The sequence below is a fragment of the Pseudomonas sp. DWRC2-2 genome (assembly GCF_049897885.1).
Classification (GTDB): domain Bacteria; phylum Pseudomonadota; class Gammaproteobacteria; order Pseudomonadales; family Pseudomonadaceae; genus Aquipseudomonas; species Aquipseudomonas azotoformans_A.
In genome coordinates, this window is record NZ_JAFCXD010000002.1 from 1,266,624 (window position 1) to 1,293,013 (window position 26,390).

The following is a 26,390-nucleotide window of genomic DNA, read 5'->3' on the forward strand; positions in this document are numbered from 1 at the left end:
AGTTCTGCTATGGCGTCTCTTACTATGCTGCCGAGGCTTAGCACAAACGTCAGTCAAGTCTTCAGAGTTGGCTTGAACATCTGCATGCAATCCGTTGCAGAGCTTGAAGTGTATAAGAATATCTGAAGATGACTTCCTAGTTTTGGCGAATTGCCTGGTCTCCACCCGCCGAGTTTTTTGGTGAGGTAAATGATCTTTGCCGAGGCCGAATGCCCCCGCGAGCGCAAGCAGGCAAATAACTGTTTCTAGTTGAGAAGACGTAGATGATGCCTGGAAAGGGTATGATTGCTTTAACCTAACCGCATAGCATGAAGGGGAATGATGGTCGTCCGGCCTATCTGCATACTGGATATGCTGGGTGGTTATTTGATGCAAAGCCGGGTCGGTTTGGCTGCAGCCAATCCGCGATGGAGACAATGTTCGCATCACCTGCAGACCTAAACCGCGAAGGTGTGTAGTGCCCTGTGAATCGCTAAGCGCAAGATCGAGAGGGTCAATCCCCAAGTACGTGCGAAGGTCGAGCATTGGTTCTGGATGATTAGACGCCGCTCTGTAATATGAATGGGCGCTGTAGTCGTCTTACCAAAAACTCGGCGCAACTTCGGACATTGTCCGTGTTGTCGAACTTGGGGAGCTCGCGGAAATATTTATTGAATAGTGTAGGAGGGGGCGTCTGCAATGAAGGGGATGATTGTCGCCAGATCCGCGCAGCGGAAAAATAGAAATTAACAGCTACCTGAATCTTTGAGTGATTCCGATCTTTAGTAGTAAGTTGGGGGCTGAGCCCTAAGTAACATTACTGTTTCAGACTCTCTCTCTCTCTCTCTCTCTCTGAGTATTCGGTATTCTCAAAGCACAAAAAATACCCAGCCTAAAAACTGTATTTTTAGCGTCTTGGTTGGTTGATTTTCTGTTATTCTGTTTTTATTTTATGTATAAAAATGCTCTTGGTTTTTAAGTTGTTATAAAATGTTTTCACATGGAGTGTTCGTTTTTATCATTTTCTACGAGGGAAATTATTTTTGAGCCTCTACGCAAATCAGATTCAAGTTGTTGGACTTTTTCCTCTAGGTCTTTGGTTTTTTTTGTGTTGGCTAGGTGTAGCGTTATGGCTTTCGCGTAAGTCTCAAATCCTAGCCAGAAGTTACGATGGTAGGTAAAGTTTACGGTAATAGCTGTGTTTTTTTCCTCATCTGATAGATTATTCCATGCCAGATTAAAAATTTCATCCCTCGAATCGGATGCGATAATCTCTTTTGCCAGAACCTCGGGAATCTTTGCGAATTCTACCAACGCCTGCACAGACACTTCTGGGTTCACCCAAATAGCGCCATTTTTCACTTCTTCTTCAACTTTTGATATTGCATCTAAGATCCAACCGATGCATTGGAAACGACAGATTTTCACGATTCGAAATTCATCACTAAGATGTTTAAACTCGAGGAAGACGGCGGAGGAGATTTCACTGGCGGAAATGTTGATGGAGTATGCCATTTTGATCCAAATTTATGAGGTGGGAGGGCGAGCACGGCCATTTTCCTGATTGTAGATGAAAGGTCAATAGTGTGATTATTGATTTCTTGTCAATTCTTGACTCTCAATCAGATTGTTCGTTGCTATTGATCAGTGAATTCAAGGTGTTTTTTGGAAGAGAGTGATATAAAAAATTCATATATATTTTTCATGGCCATTTGGATTTCTGTCGGTTACTCGTGATTGCATTAAGAAGTGGCGGCAGTCTTTGCGCTCCATCTCCTTCGGAAGCGGATGAGTGAAAAGCCTCAATAGTCGCTTGGCGATGTCCGTTGGATAACGATTCGCAGGGATAAACTCATTTGACTACGTTTCCAGTCCCTCGCTCAAAAAATAACGTGGAAGGTACTTGTCAGTGGGAGAGTGTGTAGCCCGATTAGCATTCGAGGCGTATGCATACCTGCGTGGCGTTCACTCAGGCTTCGAGAGTGATCGTATCTCGCAAGCCTGTTAGCGGCGTCTGCCTCTTAGTGGTGATGTTGAATAGGTGCGCCGACAAGTTTAGGGCGTTTGAAGGATGGACTAATGGGCATCCGGCCAGCAGTTAGCGGGCACCAACATTTTTCTGGTTTCACGGCGTCTGCTCGAGAACCAGCGGCACGAGATGGATATGAAGGCTGAACTACTCGAAAACCATGTTCCAGTTCCGATTACTCAGTGCGGTACAGGCACTTGGTGCTCCACCGAATACACGCCCTGATACCTTCGCCATGGTGGCCTCAGTCGTGTATTGAATGGGAGACGCATTGTCGCCAATGAGCACTCCGCTCGCACCGAGAAGCAGTGCATGTCCAGCTACGACATCATGGGCGCTGACGGGATAGAGCGAGATACCACAAACGCCGTCCCCAGCTGCTACACGCGCAAGACGGTATGCAATCGATGGCATTGCGTAAAACCCTGCCGGCGCGCACAGGGCGTTGTTTATCTCGGGCTTGCTATCAGCTGCAGCGCTGACCATCACCGTACTCGCCTCGGAAAGCTTTTGATCCGAGAGATTGACGACGATGCGATTGCCATTTCTTATCAGATGATCCATGCCCCTGGCCCACGCAATGCAGTCAGATGTTTTAGATGGCGTGACCGATGCGTGCACCACCCCAAGCACAGGTCTGTTGTCATGGAGCAAACCAACAGATATGGCGGAGCCTTTCAGTCCTTTCAAAAAATCGCTCGTGCCGTCGTTCGGATCGACAACCCAGCAGAACGCGTTTCCGGAAAGTACGTGGCCAGTCTCCTCACCCCACCAATCGCAATCAATCAGCGCCAGCAGTTCAGTGCGGAGAAGCACTTCTATTTCGACATCAATTTCAGCTTTGTCTCCTGACCCTCTCCGGCCGCCTGGACGTACGTATTCGTGGGCTAATAAAACACCCGCTTGCTCCACTACTTCGATCACTTGGTGGAGAATGTGCTGCAGCCATTGATTAGTCATGTTGACCTTTCGAGTTAATTAACGGGGTATCTGAGGCCTCTAGACGAGCGTGCTCCTACCATCTTGCCGGAGCTGCGATTCAAGCCATAGATCGAGCCGGTCTCGTTCTGCGCCATCAAGCCTATCGAGGACGCGTCTGAGAAGGCTGACCATGTCGGCCAAATCCCGATCGTCTGGAAACCACTCGGACAGTTCGACGTTGCAATGCTTCGATTGGCCGAAGGCCCAAGCAAGAGCCATATCCCCAGCGGCACGGAAGTGATTGGCCATGTAGATTTGGTGATCGATCTGCCAGCCGCGCTGCTTTAGCTCTTTGCTAGCATTCATGATACCCGTGTCGCCAAAGTATTTTGACGTGTCGGGATAGTGAATGCCCGCAAGCGACACCTTCGCCAGGCCAGTCGTGCTGTCCCAATACGATAGGTAATGCCACCCGCCTGAAGTCGTGTGAGTCCAGGGGAAATTTATGGCCGCCTTGGCAGTGATGTAGTGCAAGTAGGTCACACGTTTCAGATCAACGTCGAAACTACGCATTACTCAATCTCTCGGGTGGCCCTGGCGCTTCGGCTCGTCGGAGAAAATTCGAAGCAGCACCACTTATAGCAATGAGCACTAAGGGGCGACTTCTCACCAATGTCTCTCAGTCGCAAGTTCTTCCTTGATTTCTGGCACCAAGAACGCGAATAGCCGATTGTATTGAAGGTCTTGGCGGTATGCCGGATCCTTGCTTCGCAGAGCTTCTCGAATGATTTTGCGGCGTTTTTCCCATGTTTTTTTCGTGTCCTGGGAAGCTAACGACTCTGCTTGGTGGAAAGCTTCCAGTGTCCAGCCGAAAGGCAACAGGTAGGCCTTGTAGTAGTCGAATGCGGTGTTCGTCACATTGATCAGGCGGGGCAGTCGGTAGCCAATGGGGCGACCATATCTTGCGCTGAGAACAATGGATACTGCGCCATGAAATCGGCCCTCATGAAATGAGCGAGGCAGCGAAATCTGCGGCATTGCGAGAGTCATACGTTCCCGCAGCTCGCTCCAGGCCAAATCTGCCTCGGGTTCCTCGCTGGTACCGTGCTCTAGCCAAAAGTCGTGGAATTCTTGGCGAAGTCGGGCAGGAGCGATTGTTTCTTCCAGCTCTTTTCGGTGAGTCGCATAGTCGTAGAAATAGACCAGTTGCTGTTCCGTATCGACCATTAGCTGATCAAGAAACACCTCTTCTTCATGCCATTCGTTGAAGATCATCCGACCTTTTAGGTGTGGAACCGCGTACCAGCAGGTCAGCGCCATACGTTTTGCTTCTCGGGAGCGCTCCAACGTTCGCTCATTCACAACGAAGACGTTCAGGTTATTGAGGTAGAAAATATCCTGCTCAGCGGTACGATTTTCTTGGGGGTTGAAGCCCTCAAACACCCACACGATGGCACCACCGTTGACGCGGTAGAACTCTCTCCTGCCTACGATTTCCGTCAGAAAGGTAGTGGAAAGCTGGACTTCAAACGCGAACCGCTGCTGCTCCCGATAAACCTGGACATCCGGCTTGCGCCATGTTGCCCGGTCAGCGATAGGCATTCCGCGCCATACCTTTTCAACCTCCGGTTCCGAGCAGGCGGCGTCGGCATACAAACTGTCACGAATGATCCCTTTGAGTCGTAGATGAGCCGCGCTTTCTTTCGCAGCGTTGTACTTCATCCGATTGATCTGATCGGTGCTGAATGCCCCCTTAGTCGAAATTGGGCAGCCTTTGGTACCTTCTTCATCTGGATGATGACGAAAGTGGAATCGCCGCTGTTGAGTAAGCACAAGCATCACCGCACCGCCGCAAATCCTGCATACCAGCCATGGCTGACTTGGGTCGCGAGCATAGCGTCCAGCGAGTTCGTTCCTATCCTGTATTACGACGACCAAATCTCGTCGTAGAAACGCGTCTACGTCCAAAGGCTCCCCGTTATCGAGGTTTAGGATTTCGCTCAGCAGCATTTGATCCGTAGGCTGGGCTACGTCGTACGTGAACATCGATCACTCCCTGATTGGTCTCGCACCCAGGTTTGGAGGGTGAAACGCAGCGTTCCTATGTAAAGGGCGCTGAGCCACTATCGCGCCATCATGTCCATTGAGTCAAAATCTCAGGTAGCACATCAGCTATCAAGCGGCCGTGCATTGACTTAGGTGGGACTCATGGGAAGAAAGTGGCTCAAGCAGGAAAAGCGGACGAAGGAACAGCTGTTCGATGCTTTGGTGAAGAACGCGCTAGGGTTCGTAGAGACGTCACTGGATCACGTCAAGGAAAGACCCAAGAACTCTATCGTCGACCTGTATACGGCCATTGAGCTCTTTCTGAAAGCACGCCTAATGGCGGAGCACTGGACGCTTATGCTGTCCAAACCAGAGACAGCCGACCTCCAAAACCTGTATGTCGGAGACTTTCTTTCCGTCTATCTCGATGACGCTCTGAAGCGAATCAATTCGATACTTGGAGAGAGAATTGACACCGCCGCCTCCGATAACTTCAAAGCCCTAGGCGAGCATCGCAACCAAATCGTCCACTTCGCTCATTCAGGTCATGACGACCTTGCAGCCACTCAAGCGGGCGTCATCGTTGAGCAGTGGGCCTCATGGCACTACCTGTATGCCATGCTCACAGAGACATGGAAGGACGTTTTCGAGCCTTACAAAATTGAGCTTCAAAAACTGAATCGCCGCATGATGAGGCAGCGTGATTTTCTCAATTCTCGGTTCACGATCCTCAAGCCGCAAATCGAAATCGAGGTGAAAAAAGGCAAGACGATCATAGCGTGCGGGCACTGCGAGCTGGCGTCAGCAGTGGCGGGTGAAGTACACGCCTGGGGGACAGATTACAGCTGCCTGGTGTGCGGGGTCAGTGACACTGCGGTGGTGAAGGCTGATATCAAATTACCCTGCCTAGGATGCAATGAAGAAATAGAGTTCTTTGATGCAACGCTCGCCGAATGTCCGACGTGCCACTTCGCTTTCAACACCGACTCTTTGATTGACCTCTGTACAGCTCACATCCATGAGGGGGATCAGTGGTGGGAGGAGGGCGCCGAACATATTGCGTCCTGCCATAACTGTCAGTGCACACGACCTTCAGTGTTCGTCATCGATGGGTTGTGGAGTTGCGTTTCATGCTTTGATCGCGGATGGCAGGCAGTTACGTGTGAGCATTGCGGTGCTTTTGTGACAGGAGATATGGAGAGAATCCAATATTTCGCCTGCCATAAATGCGAGGATCAGGTGCGGCAGGAGTTCGCAGCTATGGCTCCAGTCGGTGCTGCAACCGCGGATGGTCAGGATGCTGACAAGCAAGCATGACCCAGGTGAATACCACTCGCTCGCGGCTTAACCTGTCTCAAGAAGGGATGCTCTGGAAGGTCGCGCTGGCCCATCTTGGAGCTACCGGCCTTCATCAAGCAGTTGTGGATCTACTCCATAGCTTTGGGCCCCAACCTCCGCGCAGCTCTATGGAATACCTCCGCCGTCAGTGGGTGGGGGTGGACGTACTCCGCGTGTTAGAAAAAGCTTTTTTGGAGGCCGGCACCGGGATGCCATCGCTTGATGCACTACCCGAACACATTGCGTTGCTCTCATGTCATAGCCAGCACCTGGCAGACGGTCTTCTGCACTTCTTGCCGCTGAAAAAGCTGACATTAGAGCTTAGAGGTTGTCGACTTGAGCACGATCTAGGTATGTGATGCCGATCAGCCCAGCGCCCTATTCGAAATGAATAAGGCGCTGGGCTGATCGTGAATGGGCTAAACGTTCCTCACCCGTTGTTCGCCAAACGATTCAAGATCGCCCTGGCGGTGACCAGCGCAATATGAAGTCGCATCGTCGAATGGTCTTCATCAGAGAGGCCTTTATGCGAACCATCTGAGTGCAACATCTTCATCAGCCCGTTCAACATACCTTTCGCATCCTGGTTCCATTCGGAACGGCTCTCGGATAGAAACCCGCACTTGGCCAAGGCTTGAAAGCCGTTATTCAAACCGGGGTTCGGTGGCAGCTCAGCGGATGCAATCTGCGTCGCTATCTCCAGAATGAGGCTCTCCATAAATGTCCTGATCTGAGCGTTAGCAGCGGCCCAGTCGCCTCTGGTATGCGCGTCAATAGCCTGATCAAGATGACCGCACGATCTCACGAAGCCAAAACGCTTCAGATGCTGATGAACCAGATCATCGCCAGCAGGCAAGTCCACATTTTGCGGCAAGCTTCGCCTCAGCCAAGGTGGAGTGCCTGATCCGCAATCTCCTGCATCCCATGAGACAACAAACCCATCCCGCGCCAGGCAGCGCTCGAGCTGCTTTTGATCCGCATGTGCGGGAGGCGAACTCATGAGCCGAACGGCTTCCCGGACGAGGGCTTCGCCATGTGTCATCTGTCCTTCCCTAGCCCAGAATACAAGCTCCGCTCTCGCCAGGAGCGTCTTGTTGAATAACACTCTTTTCTTGGGAACCGACAGCTCACTTCCTGAAGGTACCCACTGATCCAACTCAAGACGTTGCACCATCAGGTCAAAACCTGCGTTTGTTCCTGCTTTTTCGATAAAATCTGATGCAGCTAATAGGGTCTGACGAGTGAAATGCAATTGCTCAGACATCATGTCCTCCAACGTTCATTAGGTACTCTGTAGCTGAGTCGGGCTGTTGTTCTTGGGCTCGCGACTGGGCCTGCTTGCGAACAGCTCGGAGCTTACTTTCCAAGAAGTCTCGCTCGGGTGCTTAGATAGCAAATACCCGAAGCCGTTAGGCACATGGTTCTTGATTTCGAATTCTCGCCAGTCACCCATCGTCCGGCCATCGATTCGCTGCGGTTTGCGCTCGATCAGCCAGGCGACGGCGTTGATAAGCTGCCCGTGTGAAAATACCGCAATGTCGTCGGCAGAATGCTCTGCAAGTCGATCTAGGAAAGACTGAGCTCTAGATGTAAAGTCCAGAAACGACTCGGCACCCTCACCATCCCTGAATTTGGGGTCTGACCTAGACCAGTATTCTTCGACCCACGCCCTCCGCTGGGCGACAGTTGTGTTCGCACACCGTGCCGGCTCAAGATAAGTAAATTCATGAATGGGCCACGTCTCAAAAGGAACTGTAGCGAACCTCGTCGCGGTGGCCAGAGCGGTTGACCGTGCCCGGGTGAATGGCGAAGCAACGATCAAGGCCGGAGCATGACTAAACGAGTGGGCCACCTGGTGCGCTTGTTCAATTCCCTTCGGAGTAAGTGGAATCTCTGCGTGATTCGAACTGGCTTTGCCCGCGTTGGCGGCACTTTCTCCATGGCGAATTAACCGAACAAGCTTCATGAGCTAGGTATTCCTACAGCTATGGCCATTCACGCCTCCTCGACTCGCATATCTATAGGCAGCGAAGTCTGCCCTTGGAGAAGGGTACACTTTAGTCACGACCACGGGGCGTCCACGCGATGCCTCGCTGGGTGTAGGGCTCCTTGCCAGTCTCAACGTTTGGCAGCGGCCACCAAGCACGTTGGAGATTCAGAGAGATGATTCATGACGAGGAGCTCCGTCATCGAGAGGTAGCTAGGCGGAACGCCCTTTGGATGCTTGCCTCTCTTTCACCTGGAGACCCCAAGGCGCTTCACGTCTTAGATGTTCTCGACGATATCGAGCTGAGCGAGGCCCATGACTGTTCAAGCCCGGCAACTGTACTCAGTGTCGACCAGCTTCGTGACTCGATACTTGCGGAGCCTCATCCGATAGGCTGCCGCATTGTCCGCGAAGCAAACATCCCCCAGCCTTGGAGAGAAAGATTTCTGCGTGCAAGCTTGGGTTCAACGCGGGTATCGGATGGGCCGTACGCTCATGACTGGGAGAAATTCCTCGAGGTATGGGAGAGTGAGATGCAGCATCTTCTAGAACACCGAGCTGCGCGGGTGACTCACAAATAGGATGGCTGCACGGCTCACTCACACTTCAGCGTGTGCTTTGTGTTCTAAGCGATTGGGGGGAGGGAGGGCGCCACCGTCATGCTATCTGCTACGACTTAACGGAATAGCCTCATGAAGGGCCAGATTCATAACGCCCTCCCGACCTGTTCACCTAGGGTGCTGCTGACTATACTGCCATCACTAATTATCTGAGGTGTTACATGTCCCGCCTTGCTGAATTTCGTGCCCTCGAGCAACAGCTTGCTGCCCAACTGGCAGAGCTTGAATCCCTGAAAAACGATGATGGCCTAAAACGTGAGATCGAGTTCGAGCAGAAGCTCCGCACTCTGTTGGGCGAGTACGGTTACAGCCTTCGCAATATCGTCGCCATCCTCGACCCTCAGTCCGCTACCCGCCGTATCCCTGCAGCTGCAGAGACCAAAGGCATTCGGAAGGCTCGCTCCGTTAAGGTGTACAAGAATCCGCACTCTGGTGAAGTCGTCGAAACGAAAGGCGGTAACCATAAAATTCTGAAAGAATGGAAAGCCGAGTACGGCGCCGACAAGGTCGAGAGCTGGCTGGCAAAGTAAGACAGTTTGAATGAAAACTAAAGGCCCCGCGGGGCCTTTTTAATGAGAAAAAGGATAGTTTCATGTCAAGTAACGACGTCTTCTGGTTCAGAATTGCTGAAACTATCTATGCCAGTTTCGCCGCGTCAGATTTTATTGATTTTAACTGGCAAGATTACGTTGGCTATGATGCAGGGGTGGAGATCAAACTCAAAGCCAGAAACGTCTCATATGAAATGGATGGAAAAAAGGATTTCAAAGAATATTCTGAAATACCTGCTCGGTTTATACATTCGAAGGGAGATGCAGTTGCCTTGGCTCCTGGTGGGTGGCGACCGCTAGCCTTTATCCCTAATGGCGCTATCGTGCTTTTTGATAAAAATGCGTTCGGCACGATCAAAAAGCACATCGACAAAAGTGGAGCTCCAGTAGAGAACTCGATCCAGGTAGTGGTTGACCTCTTCCAGAAGAGAGAAATCACGATCGACCCTAAGCCTATTCTCCTTGAAGGTAATAATCGATTTGATAAGCGGCTGCCCTCTCTGGAGGAGATGCAGGAGGAGCTTGGGTTTTTCACAAGCAAGATGCAGGAGCGAGTCCCAAATCTTACGATCAGGGCTACTGCTGACTCACTGCCTCAATTGCATAGAGCTAGCTCAGCGTTCTTCCAAGGATTAGACGAAATACTCGAGTTTATTGACGAAATGTACCGGAGATACGAATCGGGGGAGAACTTTGATCAAACCTTAACGAGTTTCAAGGAGGTCGTGGGTCTAGCGAGAGCCGCAAACGTCAAAGAGGTACACCTAATATTTGCGGCCATTGTGTTCAAGGCGATCAGCGTGGAAAAGCATAATCCGACGTTGAGGCTCCTGAAGTTCAACAAACCAGACTTCCTCGCGCGGGGGAACTCGTTCAATGGCGCTTTAGATATATATTCCCTAATCCTATTTCTGAGCGAGATTAGGAACCATGGGGAGAATGTGTTCTTCGTGACTGCAGACAAAGATCTTATCTATCTGTGGAATGACATGAACAAATTCATGATGGTTGACGACCAGCCTGGCGTTCTACATTTTGACATGATGTATTTTCTTCCAGGTCTGCATCAGGACGAGGTCGCAGAGCTGGAAAGCCTAATGAATGGCTGATTAGTAGTGCTGGGGGCAATGACCCAATGGCCTGCCCGACGTACTAACTTTTTGTTGAGTTTCCAAGCTTTAAAAGCCCTCTGGGCCTAAGTGCCCAAGCCGCCGCTCGCTGGTATAACCCGTCATCGAGCGGCGACTTGGAACATCACCTAGACAGCCGAACCCGCAGTCGACGAGCACGCTCCTTAAACGCGGTCTCACCACCTTCGAGAATCTCGCATACCCGCTCACGGATCAACCTGTCCTCCAGTCCGCCCGATAAGTAGGTGATAGGAGGCAACTGCCCGTTACTATGAGGGCCGCATTCAGCGATGATGATTTGGTCGGCATCCGTGTTCACGACCAGGTTGGCATTGTGGGTCACCATAATCACTTGTCGAGTCGACTTGGCGGCCATGAACAGTGGGACGAGATCGTTGTAGATTGACTTGGGGTCGAGGTTTTCTTCTGGCTGATCAATGATCAGTGGCCGGCTGTCTTTCGCATCAAGCGAAAGGTAAAGCAGCAACAGCACAATTCCTCTGGTGCCAGGAGAGAGCTTTTGGATTTCGACGCCGTCGTAATTTATGGCATAACGTACAGAAATGTGGTCAGTACCGTAGAGCCATTGGGCTAAGCGTTTCGTCCACCGCCGATACTCTGCCAGATCCGATGTAGCTACTGGCGCATGCTCAACGAGCTGTTCATGGTAGTTCCTAATAAACTCTCTCAGCGCAGCTAGCACGGTCTCGTCATCCCCGTAGAGCCAGGGAGTATTCAGCGACTCGAGCACTTTTTCGCGCAAGGTACCCCGGCCTCTGAAAGGGCCCTTTTTAGAGAGGTTGAGCAAGGACTCACCCTCGGCTGACCATGCCTCAATGTCGACAGTTCGGGCTACCGAGAAAGAAAGCTTGTTGAGAGTTCCTTGGGCGCTTTCCAGGCGCTGTTTGATGGGCGAGTAGAGCTCCTGGAGAACTTGCTCCTCAGCAATGAGGGCAGAGAAAACGCGCTTGTATGAATCGCACCGTTCACTCACCAAGACTTCGAGACGTTGGGAGGCCCCGACATGGTCGGTTAACTTCTCCCTGCTGGCCCGCAATAGCTCAGTTTCCGTGGTTATTTTTGTTGATAGCTCTTTGAATCGCTTGGCGGTGTCTTGGTCGACGCTGACCAACTGCTGGAGTCGATCAATTTCTGCCTGCAGCAACGAGAGATTGCATTCTTCAAGCTTGGCGCCTTCAGCGATAAACGCCTGTTGAGCGTCTTCGTTCGGAGCCGGTGGGGTTCCGATCCATGCGTCTCTGTTCTTTTGAGCCTTGAGCAGCATATTCGATAGGATGGCTCCGACGTCGCCTTCGTAGTCCCTGAAGAAAGCACTCCACTCATCATTCCCCAGACCACTTTTGGTATGGCGTGCTTGGATGTCTCTTAGATCACTGGGCGCCACGACCTGGCGAACATTGTTGACCTCATCCTGCATCAGAAGAATCTGCTGCTCTTGGGCTTTGTAATACCTCACATAGCCGGCAACCTTTTCTGAGGCGGCGGTCAGTAACTGCAGTCTGGACAGCCTGACCTCTGAGCCCTTCGCGACAAGCTTGCTTCTGTCTTCGGTTAGCCGTTTGACCAGCGAATCTTTTTCCTGCACCTGCGTAGTCAGCTGGGGCACGAGGCTGCGTTTTTCGAGTTCGGTGTTGATTCTCTCTGACAGGCTGCCGAGTGATTCCTCCTCCCGCCGCCTAGCCTCTCGATATCGCTCAGAACGGATGTCTCTCAGGTCATTGAAGCTGATGGCACCCTCACGTTCAGTGGGGGAGTGCGACTCGTAAATTACCCGCTCGACCTCTGCCAGGAGGCCGTCCGTCATACCGTCGGCTGAGCAAAGCTCCTCCACGAACTGCTGCGACAGATATCGAGCTCTTGGGTACACGAACTCATCGTCAGTCGTCTGATTGAGCGGGCTGGCCTGCGTGTCACCGTTGCACCAGGTGATATTCACTTCAGCATTTTGTAGGTGGTCTTGGGCTCTCACTAAGAACGAGTGCCCTGTAATTGCGTTGCCCCGTGCGTCACAGCCTGCCGCCAAGATGTCAGCCAGTGCGGTCTTTCCTGAGCCTCTTGCGCCTACCACGGCAATCAGGCCTGGGTTCAGAGCCAGGGATGGTGTCTTGAGCCATGGTGCATTGGTTATATCGATTTGGGAGATGACCTCGGAAGCATTCCCGTAAGGCGGTGGTTCCTCTCCAATGAAAGCCCTGCCTGCCGGATCGATACAAGCCTGACGAAGCGTATCGAAGGTAGGGCTTCCCTTGAGCCAGCTAAATCTCTTCCCATCAGGCGCTCCAGTCTTGGCAGTTTGATGGGCATCGCTGCCATGCAAGCACGGCTTTAGGCCGTTGTACCGCTCAACCAAGCTCTCCGCGGATAAAGCTTTTCTACCTAGCCAAAAATCCCTTTGGTTCGGGTTGGAGGCAAAAATGACATGCGCGAACCGCTCAATTTCCTGGCGCAAAACCTCATCTGCACCCTCTTTCAGTGCGGAGGTACCGTCATTCTCCTTTGCCGCGACTGCGATGATGAGGTTGGCTTGTGCCCACTGGCTGTTTTTGTGCTTGTCCTTCAGCTCCTGAAACGAAACCTTGAAGCGCTCAGCACCATGGCGCAGGGCCGCTTGGTCATCTTGGATGTCAGGGTTCGCTCGTCTTCCAAGCCTTCTCAAATCGCTTGGGGTGCACCTGAACTCATCGTCGAAAGCCTTGAAAGTAAGCGAGGCAAGAAAGCGCTCAAGCTCTTCTAGGTGATTTTCTTCATCGGGACACACCAATAGGTGGGCGTTGATCCAGGATTTTGCAGTTCCTACATCGAAGCGAATTTCGACATTGGGAAAGAGAAGTTCGCAGCTTGCAAGCCTACCCGCTTGCTTGTGCTCAATTAGCTGTCTGTAGGTATCAAGCAGGTAGTAATCCGTCACCGCGATCGCGCTGATGGCGGGAAGGGCGTCTTCAAGGGCTTTTAGATATCCCTCCCAATCACCTCTGAACTGATCGTTGAACAACGTGCCTGGTGCGTGTACGTGGGGATCCCATCGAAGCCAGCGAGATCCAGAGGAAAGAGGCTTTGGTTCAGTCTGCATATTTACATCCTAGTAGGCAGATGGGAGACACATTGCGGTAACGACGCCCGAACAGGCGGAGCGCGAGCATGAGCTGTCACCGTGCCACTATTTTGGATTCGGTCAGCTATGTCAATCTGCACCCGATGGGGCGAGTGCCCTTATCTAATGGCGGACAAATCGCCAACGATCCAGTTGCGGTGCAGATGGAGATGGGCTGGAATAACTTGCGAGAGACATTACCTGAGGGCAGACGGTGCCATATCTGATCAATGATGAATGGTTTGCAACGAAGGACGGAGTCAAAGATCGCTGCCGAGAGATTCTGGCTAGGACGCCTGACAGCACGTTGGTGAGTGACACTGATTCTGATTTTCTGTACGGACTTTTCCAGCACCACGATGAATGGGCGGAGAAAGCCGGAGAGGGCGTCAAGTGCATCACCACCCAGATGACATCTCACGGTACTCGCTGCTTTATGCTCCGCCGGCATTGCGATACGGAAATTGACATTGGCTTCACGCACGCGGTGAAGCTCATCCCTAGCACTCGAGCAAAAGAGCGTCAGCCCCAAAAGCTCTTCGACTTTCGCGCAGGTGCTCGCACCGCAATCACAGAACAGATCCGACTTTTCCGAGACCAAGGGTTGCTCGGTGCTGCTTCGTGTCCGGTGACAGGAGAATCACTGGGGCGACATAACGTGGCCGTAGATCACCTGGCCCCCAACACTTTTGATCAGTTGCTTTTCAGTTTTTGTCAGGCAAACCAAATCAATCCGCTCGGCGTGGTCGTGGGATCGCGTGATGGTGTGGTCGCCTTTCTGGAGGACGCGAACCTGCGCATATCCTGGGAAAATTATCACCTGAAGCACGCACAGCTGAGGATCCTCTCGAAGACCGGTAACCTCAAGCTATCCAAACCATCCATACCTTGGGCGCAGCTATACACCCCCCTGTGAGGAGCTGGCGGCATGCGGGCGCGAGCCTCTTGAATTGCAAGGTGAGCTCATCGATAGGGAATCCGAGTGGGCGTAGTGGGAGAGCAGGGTGGGGCATCCTCCTGCCGAGGCTGCGCAAGTTCCAACCAGGTGCCTGCACAGAGGCGTTCAGGCTGAGTTAATACTCGACCGCTATGCGGGGCCACCTCGGCGGGTGAGTGCTGCGCTGGCGCGATGTTTGTGTTAGCCCCAGAGCCCGTAGTGGAGGGGAATATCACCCAAATACAGGCTGCTGCGCCCGCAGCCATGAGAAGTCGTTCTAGCGTTTTGACGAACCCTTCGTGTTTTTTCGTCCTGGCATCTTTGTAAATCAGCCACAGCCTCCAGCCGTAGTCCATCACGCTCTGCTGGTGGTGAGCGCTCGTAATGGAGAGATACCTGAAGAACGTGGAGAACAGCTCCCTGATCAGCTTGTCGGTCAGCTTCTCAGGGCTCGCGTACAGCCCCAGAATGATGTTCTCTTCGTTCATTTTCAGCACTGCTGAACGATAGGGTGCCATGAAAACCGTGACAGCTCCCGAGGGAGATTGGTTGAACCACATGGCAGCGTCTATTTCGAGGAGCGTTTTGGCGACGCCTTGGGGGTGCTCGTCGCCTTTTTCCAGCGTATCGAGGCCTAACAGCCGGAACCCACACGTCAACTGCAATTGGGCAAGATATCGGCCTTCAGGCAAATGCCGGTAAGCGTCTGGAACGACCGGGTGCAGGAAGAAAGAGCCGAAATGACTGGCAAGCGGTGAGTTTTCAATCTCATCAAAGACTGCTTGGATCCGCTTCACCATGGCCGGCCACATCTGCCGACGCGCCACAGAGTTCACGTCATTGAGCTTCATACGCTCAGCGTACTTCTCAAAATTTTTCATACCAGGATGCTGACGGTGATGAGTGCGAGTCGGACGCGAAGCGTTAGCTTGTGAATTCATTGGTTAACGCGCCCGTTATTCAACTTCGGCGGTGTAGGGATCGTAATGGCGATGTGCGTACTCGCCTCCTTTTTTCCAGACGATCCGGCCGATCGCGGCCTCGTTTGAAATCTGTGCGACGTACTTAACCTGCTCAACTTTGCCTACTGCTGCAGCATCCTTCACTGCCCGCGCAATGTGGTTACGAACCTCCTTGATCCCATCCTCGTTGTTAGCAATTTGGCCAAATCGGCCACACCACACAGTATCGACACCGCTTAGTTTGACCCATCCCCGTTCCTTGAGTCTGGCGTCGAAGTCATTCCGCTGGGCTGTCGAGGCAGTCTTTAAGTCGAGGGACATCATTGCTCTGATCACTGTGCAGACCTTGCGTAAACAGTTGGATTTACCAAGGAATGCCTCTTGCGATCCCTATGGCGTAAGGCCATCTTCCATCGTCAAGGGTCTCTAAGTCCAGCGTTACAAGCTCATCAGCGACGGTGGTGTGGTATCTGATCCAATCGGCAAGCGGAGCGCGCAGGCATAGCCGTAGAGGCGAGGATGGAAACCCGCAGGGCCGAGACGCCGTCAGGCGGCTTGGTGCATGACAGCCGTACCTTGGGCGCCCCAGCCCCACGAATACGACTTCCCATTACGGTGAGCTATCATCGGAAGCAAACAGGAGGCTCTATGACTCGAGACACCAAGGACACCGTCTACTGTAATGTCCGGATGCCTATGGCCACGGGGCGAGAGCTTTCTCGGTTGGTGGCTGAGCTACGAGCATCAGGCAGTCATCCTGGACTCGACTCAGTCTTCGAAGAGATACAGTACGAGCTGGATTCGTCGATCGAGTTCGTCGAAGAGCAGCTCCGTGGTGAAGGCGGATTCGGCCGGCGGTCACACTGATTCTTCTAGGTTGAAACCTTCCAACATCGGAGTCAGATGCAACTGGCAAGCGGAGCGCGCAGGCCGCCAGGCCGAGGCGCGAGGATGGAAGCCCATCGGGCCGAGACGCGGCGAGCGGCTCGGTTCACGACAGCCGCCCCGAAGGGCGCGCACAGCATAAACGGTCTTCCGGGTTCGAGAGTTGATATGGAACGTCGTCAAAATTATTTTTTGTTTCCACTAAAGTTTTTGGAGCGAGAAACCGTTTTTGTTTGTATTTAGCTGAAAAGGTAAATGCAGATGTTGGAAAGAATTGGTTTCAAGCGCGACTTCCTGTGCTGGCGAGGTCGGGAGTTCGATGAGTTCTATGAATGCCGTGTTGCAGGCACTGACAGGAGAGGCGCGAGAATTGAATTTGAGTCTGAAGGGGTGGACGTCAGTGCAGAGGTCGCGGGAGAGATCGCCTTTTGCTTGTCCGAAGCTTTGGCAATCGCGGAGCAAACAGGTGTAGAAAGCGTTACGGCCGCGGTGCGTGAAGAAGGTTTGCTCAACAGAAAGTACCGATTGTCGTGCGGCGCATGGCAGTTCAGCGCGGAAGGTGCTGTACATGTTGAGAATGCTAACCTTGAGTTTCTTGACGGTGCCGTCGGCGCAGGCATCCTTGTTGCGGTTCGAACCATTGAGGAGGGCGGCTTCGAACTTCAGTTCGAGTGGATGGGCTTCTCATTTTCAGCGCTGGATGCATCTTGGTTGCAAGAGAAGCTACTTGAAGTTAGCCAGCAGCATCCAAAACAGTATCCTCGAGTAGGTTTACTTGAGGCAGCAGAAAAGGCAGCTGCTGGAGGTTAGGTGCTGGAGAGCCTACATGGTCGATGCTCTAAATACTGGCATCGTGAGCGTCCATCGCTTCCCTGAGTGAGTCGAACCATAGCAACGGATCGACACAATCAGTTGTCTTTAGTCTCTGTGCAATCCTATGCTCGAGCGAATTAGCGTATAAAAACTTTTCGTCGCCAGAAAAGTAATCAGTGACTGCGATGGCGAACTTTTCTGTGTTCAAGCCTTGGAGGCAAACATAACGGATCGCTGTATTCGAGGGTAGGCGCCGCCAAGAGATTATTTGAACGTAATCACTGGCGCCGATTTCGCTAGTATTCTTTGTGTCTTTGTCGGGCTCCGGTTGCGCATTCGCAGGCCTTCTATGTGACGGAGCCACCAGGCGCTTTAAGGCTTCCCGGCTATCCAAAATTTGGTCGCGAATCTCTTCCGGATCAATAGACATTCCGCCACGTTCGGTCACTCGAAGTGTCTTAAGTTTGTTTGCGGCTTCGATGAAAGACTGCTCTTTCAGTTCTTCATGCTCGGAGCGCTTTTCTTCAGAACACCACGTCCACATAGCAGTGAGGAACTTAGTCAACCATCGCATGGGGCATGTATCTCCTATGGCTGTATAACGCTTCGCTTCTGCGAAGCTTGCTATACGATTGGGTAGTGAGCGCCGGGAGCGATGTACCTGCGGCGGGCTTCATAATCGTGTAATAGTTCAGGTCTCCGCTTGACGGTAGGAACTGCCATCTCGTCAAGCGGTGCCTTGAACAATTATCGGGAAAACGGAATCCGCAGGCCACGATTATTTTTAAGGCGGGATATAGCTCACACTCAACCTTTTGAAATATTAAAGCTGGCAGGCCCACAGTTAGGGCATTCGGTGAGGGGGGTTGATGTCGTGGGTATGTCGTCATAACTCCGGCAGTAACCAATCGGTTTTTTAATATAGCTCATTGTCAATTCTTTGGAGTTATGACCGAAAGCAGACCTCACTCGCTCAAAGATGGTTTTAACGTCGTTTGCATCCAACGCAGTAGTAGAGACTAATGTCCTGTAGTGGAGGGTGGTTTTTTTAGATAACTGAAGTGCTTCTTCAGATAGCTTCACGCCTGAACCACCTGACAGCGTGCGGAAAGCATGGAGATGTATGAAAGGCCACTTGCAGATTCGTGCGTAAATATCTTCATCGCTAATGTCTGCTGGTCGATAATATTTAGCTATTTCAGTTTTGATGGTCGCAAAGCTCTGTGCTTGCACATCTTCCAAAGAAGGGAATACAGGATCGGCACAGTCTGCACTCACCCTGACGTCATGAAAATCCACATAACCAAGGCATCTGCTCATCAGGTTTTGGGCGGTGCTTAGCTTGATCTGGTTTTTTCCAGGCCAGTCACGTTGAAGGCATCTCGCTAAACGCAAAACACCTTTACCAGATTCGAGATCTTTCGAAAAAATTGGTACTCGCAGGGTCATTCTCCAATGGCCTTGGCGGTGTCGGCTGCCCGCAATGACTAATGTTAAATGAGTTGCACAGAGCGGGGTGATGAACCTGTGAGTTACCGTTGCGTGCCGACCGCTCGACCCAGGCTGACCGATTAGCCAATCCTAGCACGTGAAATATGGAGGCTGTCCAATTTATTATAAGAGTATGCTCCGAGCATACTTTGAGGTGCGGTTGGTGAGAGGGTTAAAGTAAGTTTTTTGGTACTTGTAAGAAATTTTAAGCGCTAGTGTCAGAAGACTTCTTGATTCCTGGCTGAGCTTCAAGTTTGTGTGGGGGTTGTCTGCTAGTTTCTGGAATTTTTTAAATTTATGATATGTCTGGGTGGGAGGTGAAATGAGTTGTTTTAGGTATAATTAAATGATTGTTTGTATGTTTTCTACTGTGGTTTTTTAGGGTGGGAAAGTAATTAGATTGTAGGTGCGTAGTTGTCTATTGCCGTGAGGCAGGAGAGCTAGATCGAAGGATTAACCCGGTCGTGCGTTCAAGCGAAGTTTGTTGTTTAAGTCGCGTGCGCTAAGCGGCGCTATGGGTCAAGGATAAGATTTTTTGCACGCTTAGAACATGTATGCCATCGTGTCGACTATCATGCAACCATTGGGATTGGCTTTGGCCTTGATGGCGGCAGTTAGTTAATCCATGAATTGTGAAAATATACCAAGGGTGGAATGAAATGGCTGGTAGCAGTTTTTTTGCGTTGTTGGATGATATCGCGGTGCTGTTAGATGATATTTCTGTAATGAGCAAGGTGGCCGCTAAAAAATCGGCGAGCGTGCTCAGCGATGACTTGGCAGTAAACGCTGAGCAGGTCACTGGTATGAAGGCGGATCGTGAACTTCCTGTGGTCTGGGCTGTATTTAAAGGATCCCTAAAAAATAAAGCAATTTTAGTCCCGAGTGCACTTCTCTTGAGTGCTCTGCTGCCGGTAGCAATCAAGTGGCTTCTGTTGGCAGGAGGGGTCTACCTTTGCTACGAGGGGTATGAGGCGATTAAAGCTAAATTTTCACGCGCGGAGCATGGTGAAAAAGAGCTGGGCAAGAGTTACATGCCTAAAAACGCAGAAGAGCTTGCTGATTATGAAAGCCGCAAGATCAAAGGTGCGATAAAAACTGACTTTATTTTGAGTGCTGAAATAATAGTAATTACGTTGAATGTCGTTGCAGATGCTCCCTTATATCAGCAGATTTTGACGTTGATAGTTATTGCCCTAGCGATGACGATAGGCGTTTACGGGTTGGTCGCAGGCATTGTCCGACTTGATGACGCCGGGCTCGCCCTTGCGAAATCGAAGGCCCGAGGAGTGTGGGGGAAAGTGATCAAAAAGTTTGGTCAGGTTTTGGTGTCGGCGGCTCCGTTTCTGATGAAAGCGTTATCATGGATTGGAACATTTGCAATGTTTCTTGTCGGAGGGACATTTGTAGCTGAAGGCATACCTCCCCTTGAGCATGCTATCGAGGCGACAGTTACGGCAAGTGCTGGATGGGGATCGACTCTTAAAATTGCATTTTTCGGAGTAGTAGGCCTCATGGCTGGCTTTTTAGCTGCAGTCACTATCAGCGGTGTTTCAAGGTTCCGCGAACTGGGGGCGAATTGATCACGCTAATGCCTGACGGTCATTTCTATGCCGTTTTTGAGATATCGATTATTGTCTATCGTGGCTCACTAGCGGGTGATTCTCGGCTCCACAGGTGTCTGCCCGATAATGCATGGCCGCCCGAGCTGTGCTGCGGATGAGCCGCTCAATAGCGGATTTGACGTAGGAATGTCCATTTTAGTGATGTCCATGTGGACACGGCTAGGTGTTTTCAATATGCTGAATTTAAAGGACTTTGTGGTGTCCATATCCGTATACATGGCGACTGTGTAGGCGGCGGGATTCTCACCCATGGCGTGCCTGTGGTGCATCATTGGATCGAGACGGTCAGCCAAGGCGCAGGCGGGGTGGCGTGGTTGGTGCCGACGCTGCTCAATGGCGTGGCGGGGATCATTGCCGGGGCCGCGGTGCTGGCGCTGGTCAGCGGGGTGGGCAAGCTCTGGAAGACCGCGAAGGCCTGATCGCGCGGCAACAAAAAAGGCCATTCAATCGAATGGCCTTTTTTGTGGGCGTTTACTCGGCGATCTGCAACTTGCGCGATTCCGTGTAGATGTAGCGCACCTTTTCGTACTCAAATGGCGAGTTCATCTGACCATAACGGAAGCTGGTCTGGTAGCGCTTGTCCACCGCACGCAACGCCCAGATTTCCGGGTGGTTGGAGCTGACTTCGGCCACGTTGAGGAAGTTGATCTGGGTTTCGGCGGTGTAGTCGACCAGCAAACCACCGGTGTCGCGCAGGTTCGATGGGCCGAAGATCGGCAGCACCAGGTACGCGCCGCCGGGCACGCCGTAGAAGCCCAGGGTCTGGCCAAAGTCTTCGCTCTGGCGCGGCAGGCCCATGGCGGTTGCCGGGTCCCACAGGCCGGCGATGCCGATAGTGGTGTTGACCAGCAGGCGGCCAGTGGTTTCCAGGGAACGATGGCCCTTGAGTTGCAGCAGGCTGTTCAACAGGTTGGGCACATCGCCCAGGTTGTTGAAGAAGTTGCTCACGCCGGTGCGCAGGAAACTCGGGGTGACGTAACGGTAGCCGTCGACCACCGGCAGGAACACCCATTGGTCGAAGCGGTAGTTGAAGTGGTACACGCGACGGTTCCACGACTCCAGTGGGTCATACACGTTGAGCGCGGTGAGCGACGACCGCTCGAACTCGCGCTGGTCCAGACCCGGGTTGAACTTGAGCTTGGTCAGCGGTTCCTTGAAGCCATCGGAGTCGACCTTGACGGGTTCATGGGCCTTGCTGTTGTCGGCATTGGCCACGCCTGCGCACATCAAGGCGGCAAGCAGCAGAAGATATTTAGCCACGGAAGAACTCCAGCATGGCGTCGGCGTTGACGCGGTAATTGAGGTTGCCGCAGTGGCCGCCCAGCGGGTAGACGGTCAAGCGATCGCCGAAGGTTTTACGCAGGAAACCGAGGTCGCCAGGGCCGAGGATCACATCGTCGGCGTTGTGCATCACGGCGATTTTCGGGCTGGCGTGCAGGTAGTCCTTGAGGGCATACAGGCTGACCTGGTCGACCAGTTGCAACAGGCTGCCGCCGTCGGAGCGGGCGCGCCACATCGGAATAACCTGCTCGGTGAGGTAGCAGTCGAAGTCGCACTGCAGCGCCCGCTTGAGGAACGGCGTCAGGCTGGTGCTTTCGGTGATCGGGTACTTGGGCGGGATGATCAGGCCGCGGCGGTTGATCAGGTCCGAGGTGAAGGCGATGTCAGCTGCCGAGAAACGGAACGAAGTGCCGATCAGCATGGCCATCTGTTCGTTGGTCAGGTGCTGCTTGGATTGCTGGAAGTCGTAGAGCAGGGCATCGTTCAGGTCGATATAGCCCTTTTGCTGGAAGTAGCGGGTCAGCTTGTTCAGCACCAACTCATAGAAGGTGGTGGTGTTGTTGATGCCTTTCACCTCGGTCTGCACCAGCTTGTCGAGGTTGGTGATCGAGGTGTAGAGGTTGACTGGCGGGTTCAGCAGCAAGACTTTCTTGAAGTTGAAGCTGCGGCGCGTCTCGTCGAGCTTGCTGACGAACGCCGCATCCAAGGCGCCGAGGCTGTAGCCGGTGAGGTAGAAGTCGGTCACCGGCAACGAAGCGTTCTGCGCGCGCACGGCTTGCATCACGCGGTACATGTCTTCGGCGTCTTCCTGGGTGATCCCCGGCGTGGCGAAGCGCGAGGCGGCGCTGATGAAGTCGAAGCTGGTGGGCGACGACAGTTGCACCACGTGGTAGCCGGCCTGGTAGTACAGCTTTTTCAGGTATTCGTTGATGCTGCTGTCGAAGCGCGCACCGGTGCCCGCGATCAGGAAGATCAGCGGCGCGGCACGATCTTGCTTGGCGATGCGGTAGGTGAGTTTCTTCACCGCCCAGAAATTGTCCGGCAGGCTGAATTCGCGCTCGGGGCGCATGTTCAGGGTGTAATCGGACTGGTTGATCTCGTCATCACTCGGCAATTTGGGCCGAAGGTCAGGCGGGGTGGTGGCGATGGTGGCTTCAAACGGGTTGGTCAAAGGGTAGCCATAGCTGGCTTGGTCAATGTCGACGGCCAGTGCTGACGCACTCAGAAAAAGGCTGCCCAGCAGGGCAGCACAGCGCAAGGAACGGAGCATGACTTAATCCCTAGGAGGAAACGTGCTTGATGAAGTTCGCAGGCTATGACCGCCGTCCTATCGCCGAAGTGCCATCACGCGGCACGAAATGTCGGAAAATAACGTCGGAATCGGGGTAATAGTAGCCAGACGATACACTTTGACACGTGTAGGTAAACATTAATTGTGTGTATGCACCTTGCTAACGCCCACTGGCGCATTAAGCTGAGCGCCGTTTTTGCCTATCGGAGTGCCTCATGTCCCGTCGTTTGCCGTTGATTCTGCTGATTATTGCCCTGCCGCTGTGGCTGGCCGCCAGTTATGGCGCGCGCTATGGCTTTATGCAAGATGGCCAGTGGGTGGGCATCTGCGCGGATGAGGCCAGCCGCTGGGAATGCCAGTTACGCTCGAACCTGGGCTTGATGATCCACTTCAAGGTGTTGGGCTGGGCGGCGTTGATCACGGCGGTGCTGGGGTTTTTCGTGCCGGGTCGCGCGGGGTGGGGGTTGGCCGTGCTGGGGATGGTGTTCGGGTTGCCGGCGCTGGCGTTGTACAACACCACGTTTGCGGTGTTTGCGGTGGTGATTGCGGGGTTGCGGTTGGTACGTAAGCCTAGGGCTGCCTGATTATCCTTATGTGGCGAGGGAGCAAGCTCCCTCGCCACAGGTTAGGTTTAAGCCTTACGCACCCGCAAGCACCGCCACAAAGCCACAACCATCAGCAGGCTAACCACCGCCCAACCCCACGCCTGCTGATTCAACAGGCCTTCACGGTACAACTGCGGCGCAATACCCGCACCGATGATAAAGGCCAGCAGCGCAATCTCCCGACGCGGTCCTGTCACTGGACGCACCAGGCAAACCAACGCCGGCAACACCAGCGCCGCGCTCGGGAAGCTGCGATAGCGCGGGTCAAACATCAACGCCAGCATCATCACCGCGCCCGCGAACCCAGCGATCGCCACCAACCAGCCTGCGCGTTGCTCCAGCCAGTTGAACGCCCGCTCACGCCAACCTTCCCGTGGGCTCAAGGCCAAGGCCGCATGGGCCAGCACCAGCAGGTTCAACACCAGCAGCAAACCTGCCCACACCCATTCATCATTGAAGCGCGCCGTCACGCGGGTCAGCTCGGCCCAGGTGCCAATGGAGCAGGCTGCAACGGCGCCCAACAACGGCAGGGCAAGCGCGGCACGCGTGCTGCGTACGCGACCCCCCAATGCCAGGGTGCCCAGCAGTATCATCCCGCCGACGCCCAGCCACAGCGGCCAGTACGGCACATTGGTCACCGGCCCGGCGAGGATGCCCTTGTCCTGACGATCCGCATCGAACAGGCCCCAGTAACCGCCCACGGCGCCTTCGCTCGCACGTTTCCACGGCTGGTCAAAGGCTTCGATCAGGTTGTAGTGCCAGCCATTGGCTTCAGCCATGGCGACAAAACCACGCATGAATTTCGCTTCATTGACCCGGCTCGGCACGGCGGTTTCACGCTGGCGGCCTTCGCTTGGCCAGCCGGTTTCACCGATCAGGATGTCCTTGGGGGCAAACTTGTTGCCGAAGGTCTGGCGCACATCGCCCACGTGCTTGAGGGCCTGGTCGATGCCGGACGGGTCATCTTCCCAGTACGGCAACAAGTGGATGGTGAGGAAATCCACGGCCGGGGCGATTTCCGGGTGTTGCAGCCAGAACTCCCACACGTCCGCGTAGGTCACCGGCTGCTTGATCTGGCTTTTGACGGTCTGGATCAGCTTCACCAGCTGTGCGGCGGTGACTTCCTTGCGCAGCAGCGCTTCGTTGCCGACGATCACTGAGGTCACCACGTCCGGATGGGCGTTGGCCGAGGCGATCAGTTCGTCGATTTCCTTTTGGGTTGCGACCGGGTCACTGCTGACCCAGGCGCCGGCCATCACCTTCAGCCCGTGCTTGCGCGCCATATCCGGCAAGGCTTCCAGGCCGGTCATGGAATAGGTGCGGATGCACTCGAAGCGGGTCGCCAGCAGGGCGAGGTCAGCGTCCATGCGCTCCGGACGCAGCGTGAATGGCTGGTCGAACGGCGATTGGTCTTTATCGAAAGGGGTATAGGACGCGCACTGCATCTTGTGCGTGGCACTGGCGACGTCGGGCAATACCACCGGCCGGCCGAGGCCATACCAGTAACCGATCAGGGCCAGCAGGCCGAGGATCAAGGCGAAAAAATAGGGCAGGGCGGGGAAGCGGGCAGTCGCGGGCATGGTCGGCTTAACTGTAGGAGCAAAGGCGCGCATCTTACCCGGATTTGCCCCGTCCCAGTGGGGCTGCATAATTTTGACATGCAAAGTTCGGGCGGGATTTTGACGTCAAATCCTACAAAGCGTCCTACTGGCTATGTGATGTCGTTTCCTGCTTGTATGAGGTCGCTGACAGAGCAGGTCGAAGGCCCCGGCAGGTTGATGATCGAAGTGTCAGCACTCCACTGATGTCACTGCAACCGGATCGATGCGCGTGAAGGGGGCGCGGTGCACCACATAACAACAGGTTGACGTCGCTCGGCATCCGCCGGGCGCAGCACTTTCGGGGAAGTACTATGAAGATGCGACGACTCTTGGGCGCAGCTGCCACTCTGGTAGTTGCGATGAGCTCCACACTGGCCAGCGCCGACAGCAAGACCCTGAGCATCGGCTATGTGGACGGCTGGTCCGACAGCGTGGCCACCACCCACGTGGCGGCAGAAGTGATCAAGGCCAAGCTCGGTTATGACGTGAAACTGCAAGCCGTCGCCACCGGGATCATGTGGCAGGGCGTGGCCACCGGCAAGCTCGACGCCATGCTCTCCGCCTGGCTACCGGTCACCCACGGTGAATACTGGGCCAAGAACAAGGACAAGGTGGTCGACTACGGCCCCAACTTCAAGGATGCGAAGATCGGCCTGATCGTGCCGGAATACGTCAAAGCCAAGTCCATCGAAGACCTCAAGACCGACACCACCTTCAAGAACAAGATCGTCGGCATCGACGCAGGTTCTGGCGTGATGCTCAAGACCGACGAAGCCATCAAGCAATACGGCCTCGATTACAAGCTGCAAGCCAGTTCGGGCGCGGCGATGATCGCCGAGTTGACCCGTGCCGAAGACAAACAGGAATCCATTGCGGTCACCGGTTGGGTGCCACACTGGATGTTCGCCAAGTGGAAACTGCGTTTCCTGGACGATCCAAAAGGGATTTATGGTGCTGCTGAAACCGTCAACAGCATCGGCAGCAAGGGCCTGGAGAAGAAAGCGCCGGAAGTCGCAGCCTTCCTGAAGAAATTCCAGTGGGCCTCCAAGGACGAAATCGGCGAAGTCATGCTGGCGATTCAAGAAGGCGCCAAGCCTGATGCCGCCGCCAAGGATTGGGTCGCCAAGCACCCTGAGCGTGTCGCCGAGTGGACCGGTAAATAACCCCCCGAAGCGTCTAAACAGTACCT

The 26,390-nt window shown here is 53.6% G+C and carries 22 protein-coding genes and 1 pseudogene; 9 read left to right on the top strand and 14 right to left on the bottom strand.

The genetic code is table 11. From position 1 onward, the window contains the following. Positions 1-975: 975 nt before the first annotated feature. The 4 genes from ACP7EW_RS14450 to ACP7EW_RS14465 form a co-directional block, all read right to left on the bottom strand. Positions 976-1,494 (bottom strand): hypothetical protein, encoded by a 519-nt coding sequence (locus ACP7EW_RS14450; protein ID WP_426217852.1) that lies wholly within the window; start codon positions 1,492-1,494, stop codon positions 976-978. A gap of 661 nt (positions 1,495-2,155) precedes the next feature. After that, a complete protein-coding gene (locus ACP7EW_RS14455; protein ID WP_426217854.1) occupies positions 2,156-2,968 on the bottom strand; it encodes an inositol monophosphatase family protein in 813 nt (270 codons plus the stop codon). A 39-nt stretch (positions 2,969-3,007) separates the two neighbouring features. Then, on the bottom strand, positions 3,008-3,502 hold the full coding sequence (locus tag ACP7EW_RS14460) for a hypothetical protein (RefSeq protein ID WP_426217856.1): 495 nt from the start codon (positions 3,500-3,502) through the stop codon (positions 3,008-3,010). A gap of 93 nt (positions 3,503-3,595) precedes the next feature. After that, positions 3,596-4,975 (bottom strand): DUF6035 family protein, encoded by a 1,380-nt coding sequence (locus ACP7EW_RS14465; protein ID WP_426217858.1) that lies wholly within the window; start codon positions 4,973-4,975, stop codon positions 3,596-3,598. 162 nt (positions 4,976-5,137) lie between these two features. Here ACP7EW_RS14465 and ACP7EW_RS14470 point away from each other — a divergent pair, with 162 nt between their 5' ends. Next, a complete protein-coding gene (locus ACP7EW_RS14470; protein ID WP_426217860.1) occupies positions 5,138-6,292 on the top strand; it encodes a hypothetical protein in 1,155 nt (384 codons plus the stop codon). A gap of 451 nt (positions 6,293-6,743) precedes the next feature. Here the strand turns inward: ACP7EW_RS14470 and ACP7EW_RS14475 are convergent, their stop codons facing one another. Together ACP7EW_RS14475 and ACP7EW_RS14480 are read right to left on the bottom strand one after the other, a co-directional pair. Further along, positions 6,744-7,577: a hypothetical protein gene (locus ACP7EW_RS14475; RefSeq protein ID WP_426217862.1), complete on the bottom strand. Its 834-nt coding sequence runs from the start codon at positions 7,575-7,577 to the stop codon at positions 6,744-6,746. A gap of 18 nt (positions 7,578-7,595) precedes the next feature. Further along, positions 7,596-8,279 (bottom strand): histidine phosphatase family protein, encoded by a 684-nt coding sequence (locus ACP7EW_RS14480; protein ID WP_426217864.1) that lies wholly within the window; start codon positions 8,277-8,279, stop codon positions 7,596-7,598. Positions 8,280-9,081: 802 nt separating this feature from the next. Here ACP7EW_RS14480 and ACP7EW_RS14485 point away from each other — a divergent pair. Both ACP7EW_RS14485 and ACP7EW_RS14490 read left to right on the top strand, forming a co-directional pair. Continuing rightward, positions 9,082-9,450, top strand: a complete 369-nt coding sequence (locus ACP7EW_RS14485) for a histone-like nucleoid-structuring protein, MvaT/MvaU family (RefSeq protein WP_426217866.1) — start codon at positions 9,082-9,084, stop codon at positions 9,448-9,450. A gap of 62 nt (positions 9,451-9,512) precedes the next feature. Next, on the top strand, positions 9,513-10,580 hold the full coding sequence (locus ACP7EW_RS14490; protein ID WP_426217868.1) for a hypothetical protein: 1,068 nt from the start codon (positions 9,513-9,515) through the stop codon (positions 10,578-10,580). A gap of 145 nt (positions 10,581-10,725) precedes the next feature. On the opposite strand, the gene ACP7EW_RS14495 is transcribed toward ACP7EW_RS14490, so the two are convergent. Next, the gene (locus ACP7EW_RS14495) at positions 10,726-13,692 is read right to left on the bottom strand and encodes a TrlF family AAA-like ATPase (RefSeq protein WP_426217871.1); all 2,967 of its coding nucleotides are present in this window, start codon (positions 13,690-13,692) and stop codon (positions 10,726-10,728) included. A 235-nt stretch (positions 13,693-13,927) separates the two neighbouring features. Here ACP7EW_RS14495 and ACP7EW_RS14500 point away from each other — a divergent pair, with 235 nt between their 5' ends. Continuing rightward, positions 13,928-14,629, top strand: a complete 702-nt coding sequence (locus tag ACP7EW_RS14500; protein ID WP_426217873.1) for a DUF3223 domain-containing protein — start codon at positions 13,928-13,930, stop codon at positions 14,627-14,629. A gap of 47 nt (positions 14,630-14,676) precedes the next feature. Here the strand turns inward: ACP7EW_RS14500 and ACP7EW_RS14505 are convergent, their stop codons facing one another. Further along, a complete protein-coding gene (locus ACP7EW_RS14505) occupies positions 14,677-15,531 on the bottom strand; it encodes a hypothetical protein (protein WP_426217875.1) in 855 nt (284 codons plus the stop codon). A 75-nt stretch (positions 15,532-15,606) separates the two neighbouring features. Next, complete coding sequence (locus ACP7EW_RS14510; RefSeq protein ID WP_426217877.1) at positions 15,607-15,936, bottom strand: hypothetical protein; 330 nt, start codon at positions 15,934-15,936, stop codon at positions 15,607-15,609. Positions 15,937-16,752: 816 nt separating this feature from the next. Between ACP7EW_RS14510 and ACP7EW_RS14515 the strand changes: the two genes are divergently transcribed. Next, positions 16,753-17,307, top strand: coding sequence for a hypothetical protein (locus ACP7EW_RS14515; protein WP_426217879.1), 555 nt, complete (start codon positions 16,753-16,755; stop codon positions 17,305-17,307). A gap of 28 nt (positions 17,308-17,335) precedes the next feature. Here ACP7EW_RS14515 and ACP7EW_RS14520 read toward each other — a convergent pair whose 3' ends face one another. Both ACP7EW_RS14520 and ACP7EW_RS14525 read right to left on the bottom strand, forming a co-directional pair. Next, positions 17,336-17,884 carry a hypothetical protein gene (locus ACP7EW_RS14520; RefSeq protein ID WP_426217880.1) on the bottom strand — a complete coding sequence of 183 codons (549 nt, stop codon included), beginning with the start codon at positions 17,882-17,884 and terminating at the stop codon, positions 17,336-17,338. 233 nt (positions 17,885-18,117) lie between these two features. After that, complete coding sequence (locus ACP7EW_RS14525; RefSeq protein ID WP_426217882.1) at positions 18,118-18,759, bottom strand: hypothetical protein; 642 nt, start codon at positions 18,757-18,759, stop codon at positions 18,118-18,120. A 701-nt stretch (positions 18,760-19,460) separates the two neighbouring features. Between ACP7EW_RS14525 and ACP7EW_RS14530 the strand changes: the two genes are divergently transcribed. Together ACP7EW_RS14530 and ACP7EW_RS14535 are read left to right on the top strand one after the other, a co-directional pair. Beyond that, complete coding sequence (locus ACP7EW_RS14530) at positions 19,461-20,381, top strand: DUF808 domain-containing protein (RefSeq protein WP_426217884.1); 921 nt, start codon at positions 19,461-19,463, stop codon at positions 20,379-20,381. Positions 20,382-20,650: 269 nt separating this feature from the next. Further along, positions 20,651-20,842: pseudogene (locus ACP7EW_RS14535) on the top strand (DUF808 domain-containing protein); the annotation flags it as partial. 52 nt (positions 20,843-20,894) lie between these two features. Here the strand turns inward: ACP7EW_RS14535 and ACP7EW_RS14540 are convergent. Beyond that, the gene (locus tag ACP7EW_RS14540; protein ID WP_426217886.1) at positions 20,895-21,683 is read right to left on the bottom strand and encodes an MlaA family lipoprotein; all 789 of its coding nucleotides are present in this window, start codon (positions 21,681-21,683) and stop codon (positions 20,895-20,897) included. After that, positions 21,676-22,974, bottom strand: coding sequence for a serine/threonine protein kinase (locus tag ACP7EW_RS14545; protein ID WP_033897629.1), 1,299 nt, complete (start codon positions 22,972-22,974; stop codon positions 21,676-21,678). The genes ACP7EW_RS14540 and ACP7EW_RS14545 overlap by 8 nt, the downstream gene beginning before the upstream one ends. Positions 22,975-23,210: 236 nt before the next feature. Between ACP7EW_RS14545 and ACP7EW_RS14550 the strand changes: the two genes are divergently transcribed. Then, on the top strand, positions 23,211-23,579 hold the full coding sequence (locus tag ACP7EW_RS14550; protein ID WP_426217888.1) for a hypothetical protein: 369 nt from the start codon (positions 23,211-23,213) through the stop codon (positions 23,577-23,579). A 47-nt stretch (positions 23,580-23,626) separates the two neighbouring features. Here the strand turns inward: ACP7EW_RS14550 and ACP7EW_RS14555 are convergent, their stop codons facing one another. After that, positions 23,627-25,180, bottom strand: a complete 1,554-nt coding sequence (locus tag ACP7EW_RS14555) for a glycosyl hydrolase family 17 protein (RefSeq protein ID WP_426217890.1) — start codon at positions 25,178-25,180, stop codon at positions 23,627-23,629. 332 nt (positions 25,181-25,512) lie between these two features. Between ACP7EW_RS14555 and ACP7EW_RS14560 the strand changes: the two genes are divergently transcribed. Continuing rightward, positions 25,513-26,364, top strand: coding sequence for a glycine betaine ABC transporter substrate-binding protein (locus tag ACP7EW_RS14560; protein ID WP_025857941.1), 852 nt, complete (start codon positions 25,513-25,515; stop codon positions 26,362-26,364). Positions 26,365-26,390: the final 26 nt, after the last annotated feature.

Bases quoted from the DNA above. Each gene is read 5' to 3' on its own strand.
- ACP7EW_RS14450 (WP_426217852.1), bottom strand. From the start codon at position 1,494: ATGGCATACTCCATCAACATTTCCGCCAGTGAAATCTCCTCCGCCGTC.
- ACP7EW_RS14455 (WP_426217854.1), bottom strand. From the start codon at position 2,968: ATGACTAATCAATGGCTGCAGCACATTCTCCACCAAGTGATCGAAGTA.
- ACP7EW_RS14460 (WP_426217856.1), bottom strand. From the start codon at position 3,502: ATGCGTAGTTTCGACGTTGATCTGAAACGTGTGACCTACTTGCACTAC.
- ACP7EW_RS14465 (WP_426217858.1), bottom strand. From the start codon at position 4,975: ATGTTCACGTACGACGTAGCCCAGCCTACGGATCAAATGCTGCTGAGC.
- ACP7EW_RS14470 (WP_426217860.1), top strand. From the start codon at position 5,138: ATGGGAAGAAAGTGGCTCAAGCAGGAAAAGCGGACGAAGGAACAGCTG.
- ACP7EW_RS14475 (WP_426217862.1), bottom strand. From the start codon at position 7,577: ATGTCTGAGCAATTGCATTTCACTCGTCAGACCCTATTAGCTGCATCA.
- ACP7EW_RS14480 (WP_426217864.1), bottom strand. From the start codon at position 8,279: ATGAAGCTTGTTCGGTTAATTCGCCATGGAGAAAGTGCCGCCAACGCG.
- ACP7EW_RS14485 (WP_426217866.1), top strand. From the start codon at position 9,082: ATGTCCCGCCTTGCTGAATTTCGTGCCCTCGAGCAACAGCTTGCTGCC.
- ACP7EW_RS14490 (WP_426217868.1), top strand. From the start codon at position 9,513: ATGTCAAGTAACGACGTCTTCTGGTTCAGAATTGCTGAAACTATCTAT.
- ACP7EW_RS14495 (WP_426217871.1), bottom strand. From the start codon at position 13,692: ATGCAGACTGAACCAAAGCCTCTTTCCTCTGGATCTCGCTGGCTTCGA.
- ACP7EW_RS14505 (WP_426217875.1), bottom strand. From the start codon at position 15,531: ATGAAAAATTTTGAGAAGTACGCTGAGCGTATGAAGCTCAATGACGTG.
- ACP7EW_RS14510 (WP_426217877.1), bottom strand. From the start codon at position 15,936: ATGATGTCCCTCGACTTAAAGACTGCCTCGACAGCCCAGCGGAATGAC.
- ACP7EW_RS14515 (WP_426217879.1), top strand. From the start codon at position 16,753: ATGCAGATGTTGGAAAGAATTGGTTTCAAGCGCGACTTCCTGTGCTGG.
- ACP7EW_RS14520 (WP_426217880.1), bottom strand. From the start codon at position 17,884: ATGCGATGGTTGACTAAGTTCCTCACTGCTATGTGGACGTGGTGTTCT.
- ACP7EW_RS14525 (WP_426217882.1), bottom strand. From the start codon at position 18,759: ATGACCCTGCGAGTACCAATTTTTTCGAAAGATCTCGAATCTGGTAAA.
- ACP7EW_RS14530 (WP_426217884.1), top strand. From the start codon at position 19,461: ATGGCTGGTAGCAGTTTTTTTGCGTTGTTGGATGATATCGCGGTGCTG.
- ACP7EW_RS14545 (WP_033897629.1), bottom strand. From the start codon at position 22,974: ATGCTCCGTTCCTTGCGCTGTGCTGCCCTGCTGGGCAGCCTTTTTCTG.
- ACP7EW_RS14550 (WP_426217888.1), top strand. From the start codon at position 23,211: ATGTCCCGTCGTTTGCCGTTGATTCTGCTGATTATTGCCCTGCCGCTG.
- ACP7EW_RS14555 (WP_426217890.1), bottom strand. From the start codon at position 25,180: ATGCCCGCGACTGCCCGCTTCCCCGCCCTGCCCTATTTTTTCGCCTTG.
- ACP7EW_RS14560 (WP_025857941.1), top strand. From the start codon at position 25,513: ATGAAGATGCGACGACTCTTGGGCGCAGCTGCCACTCTGGTAGTTGCG.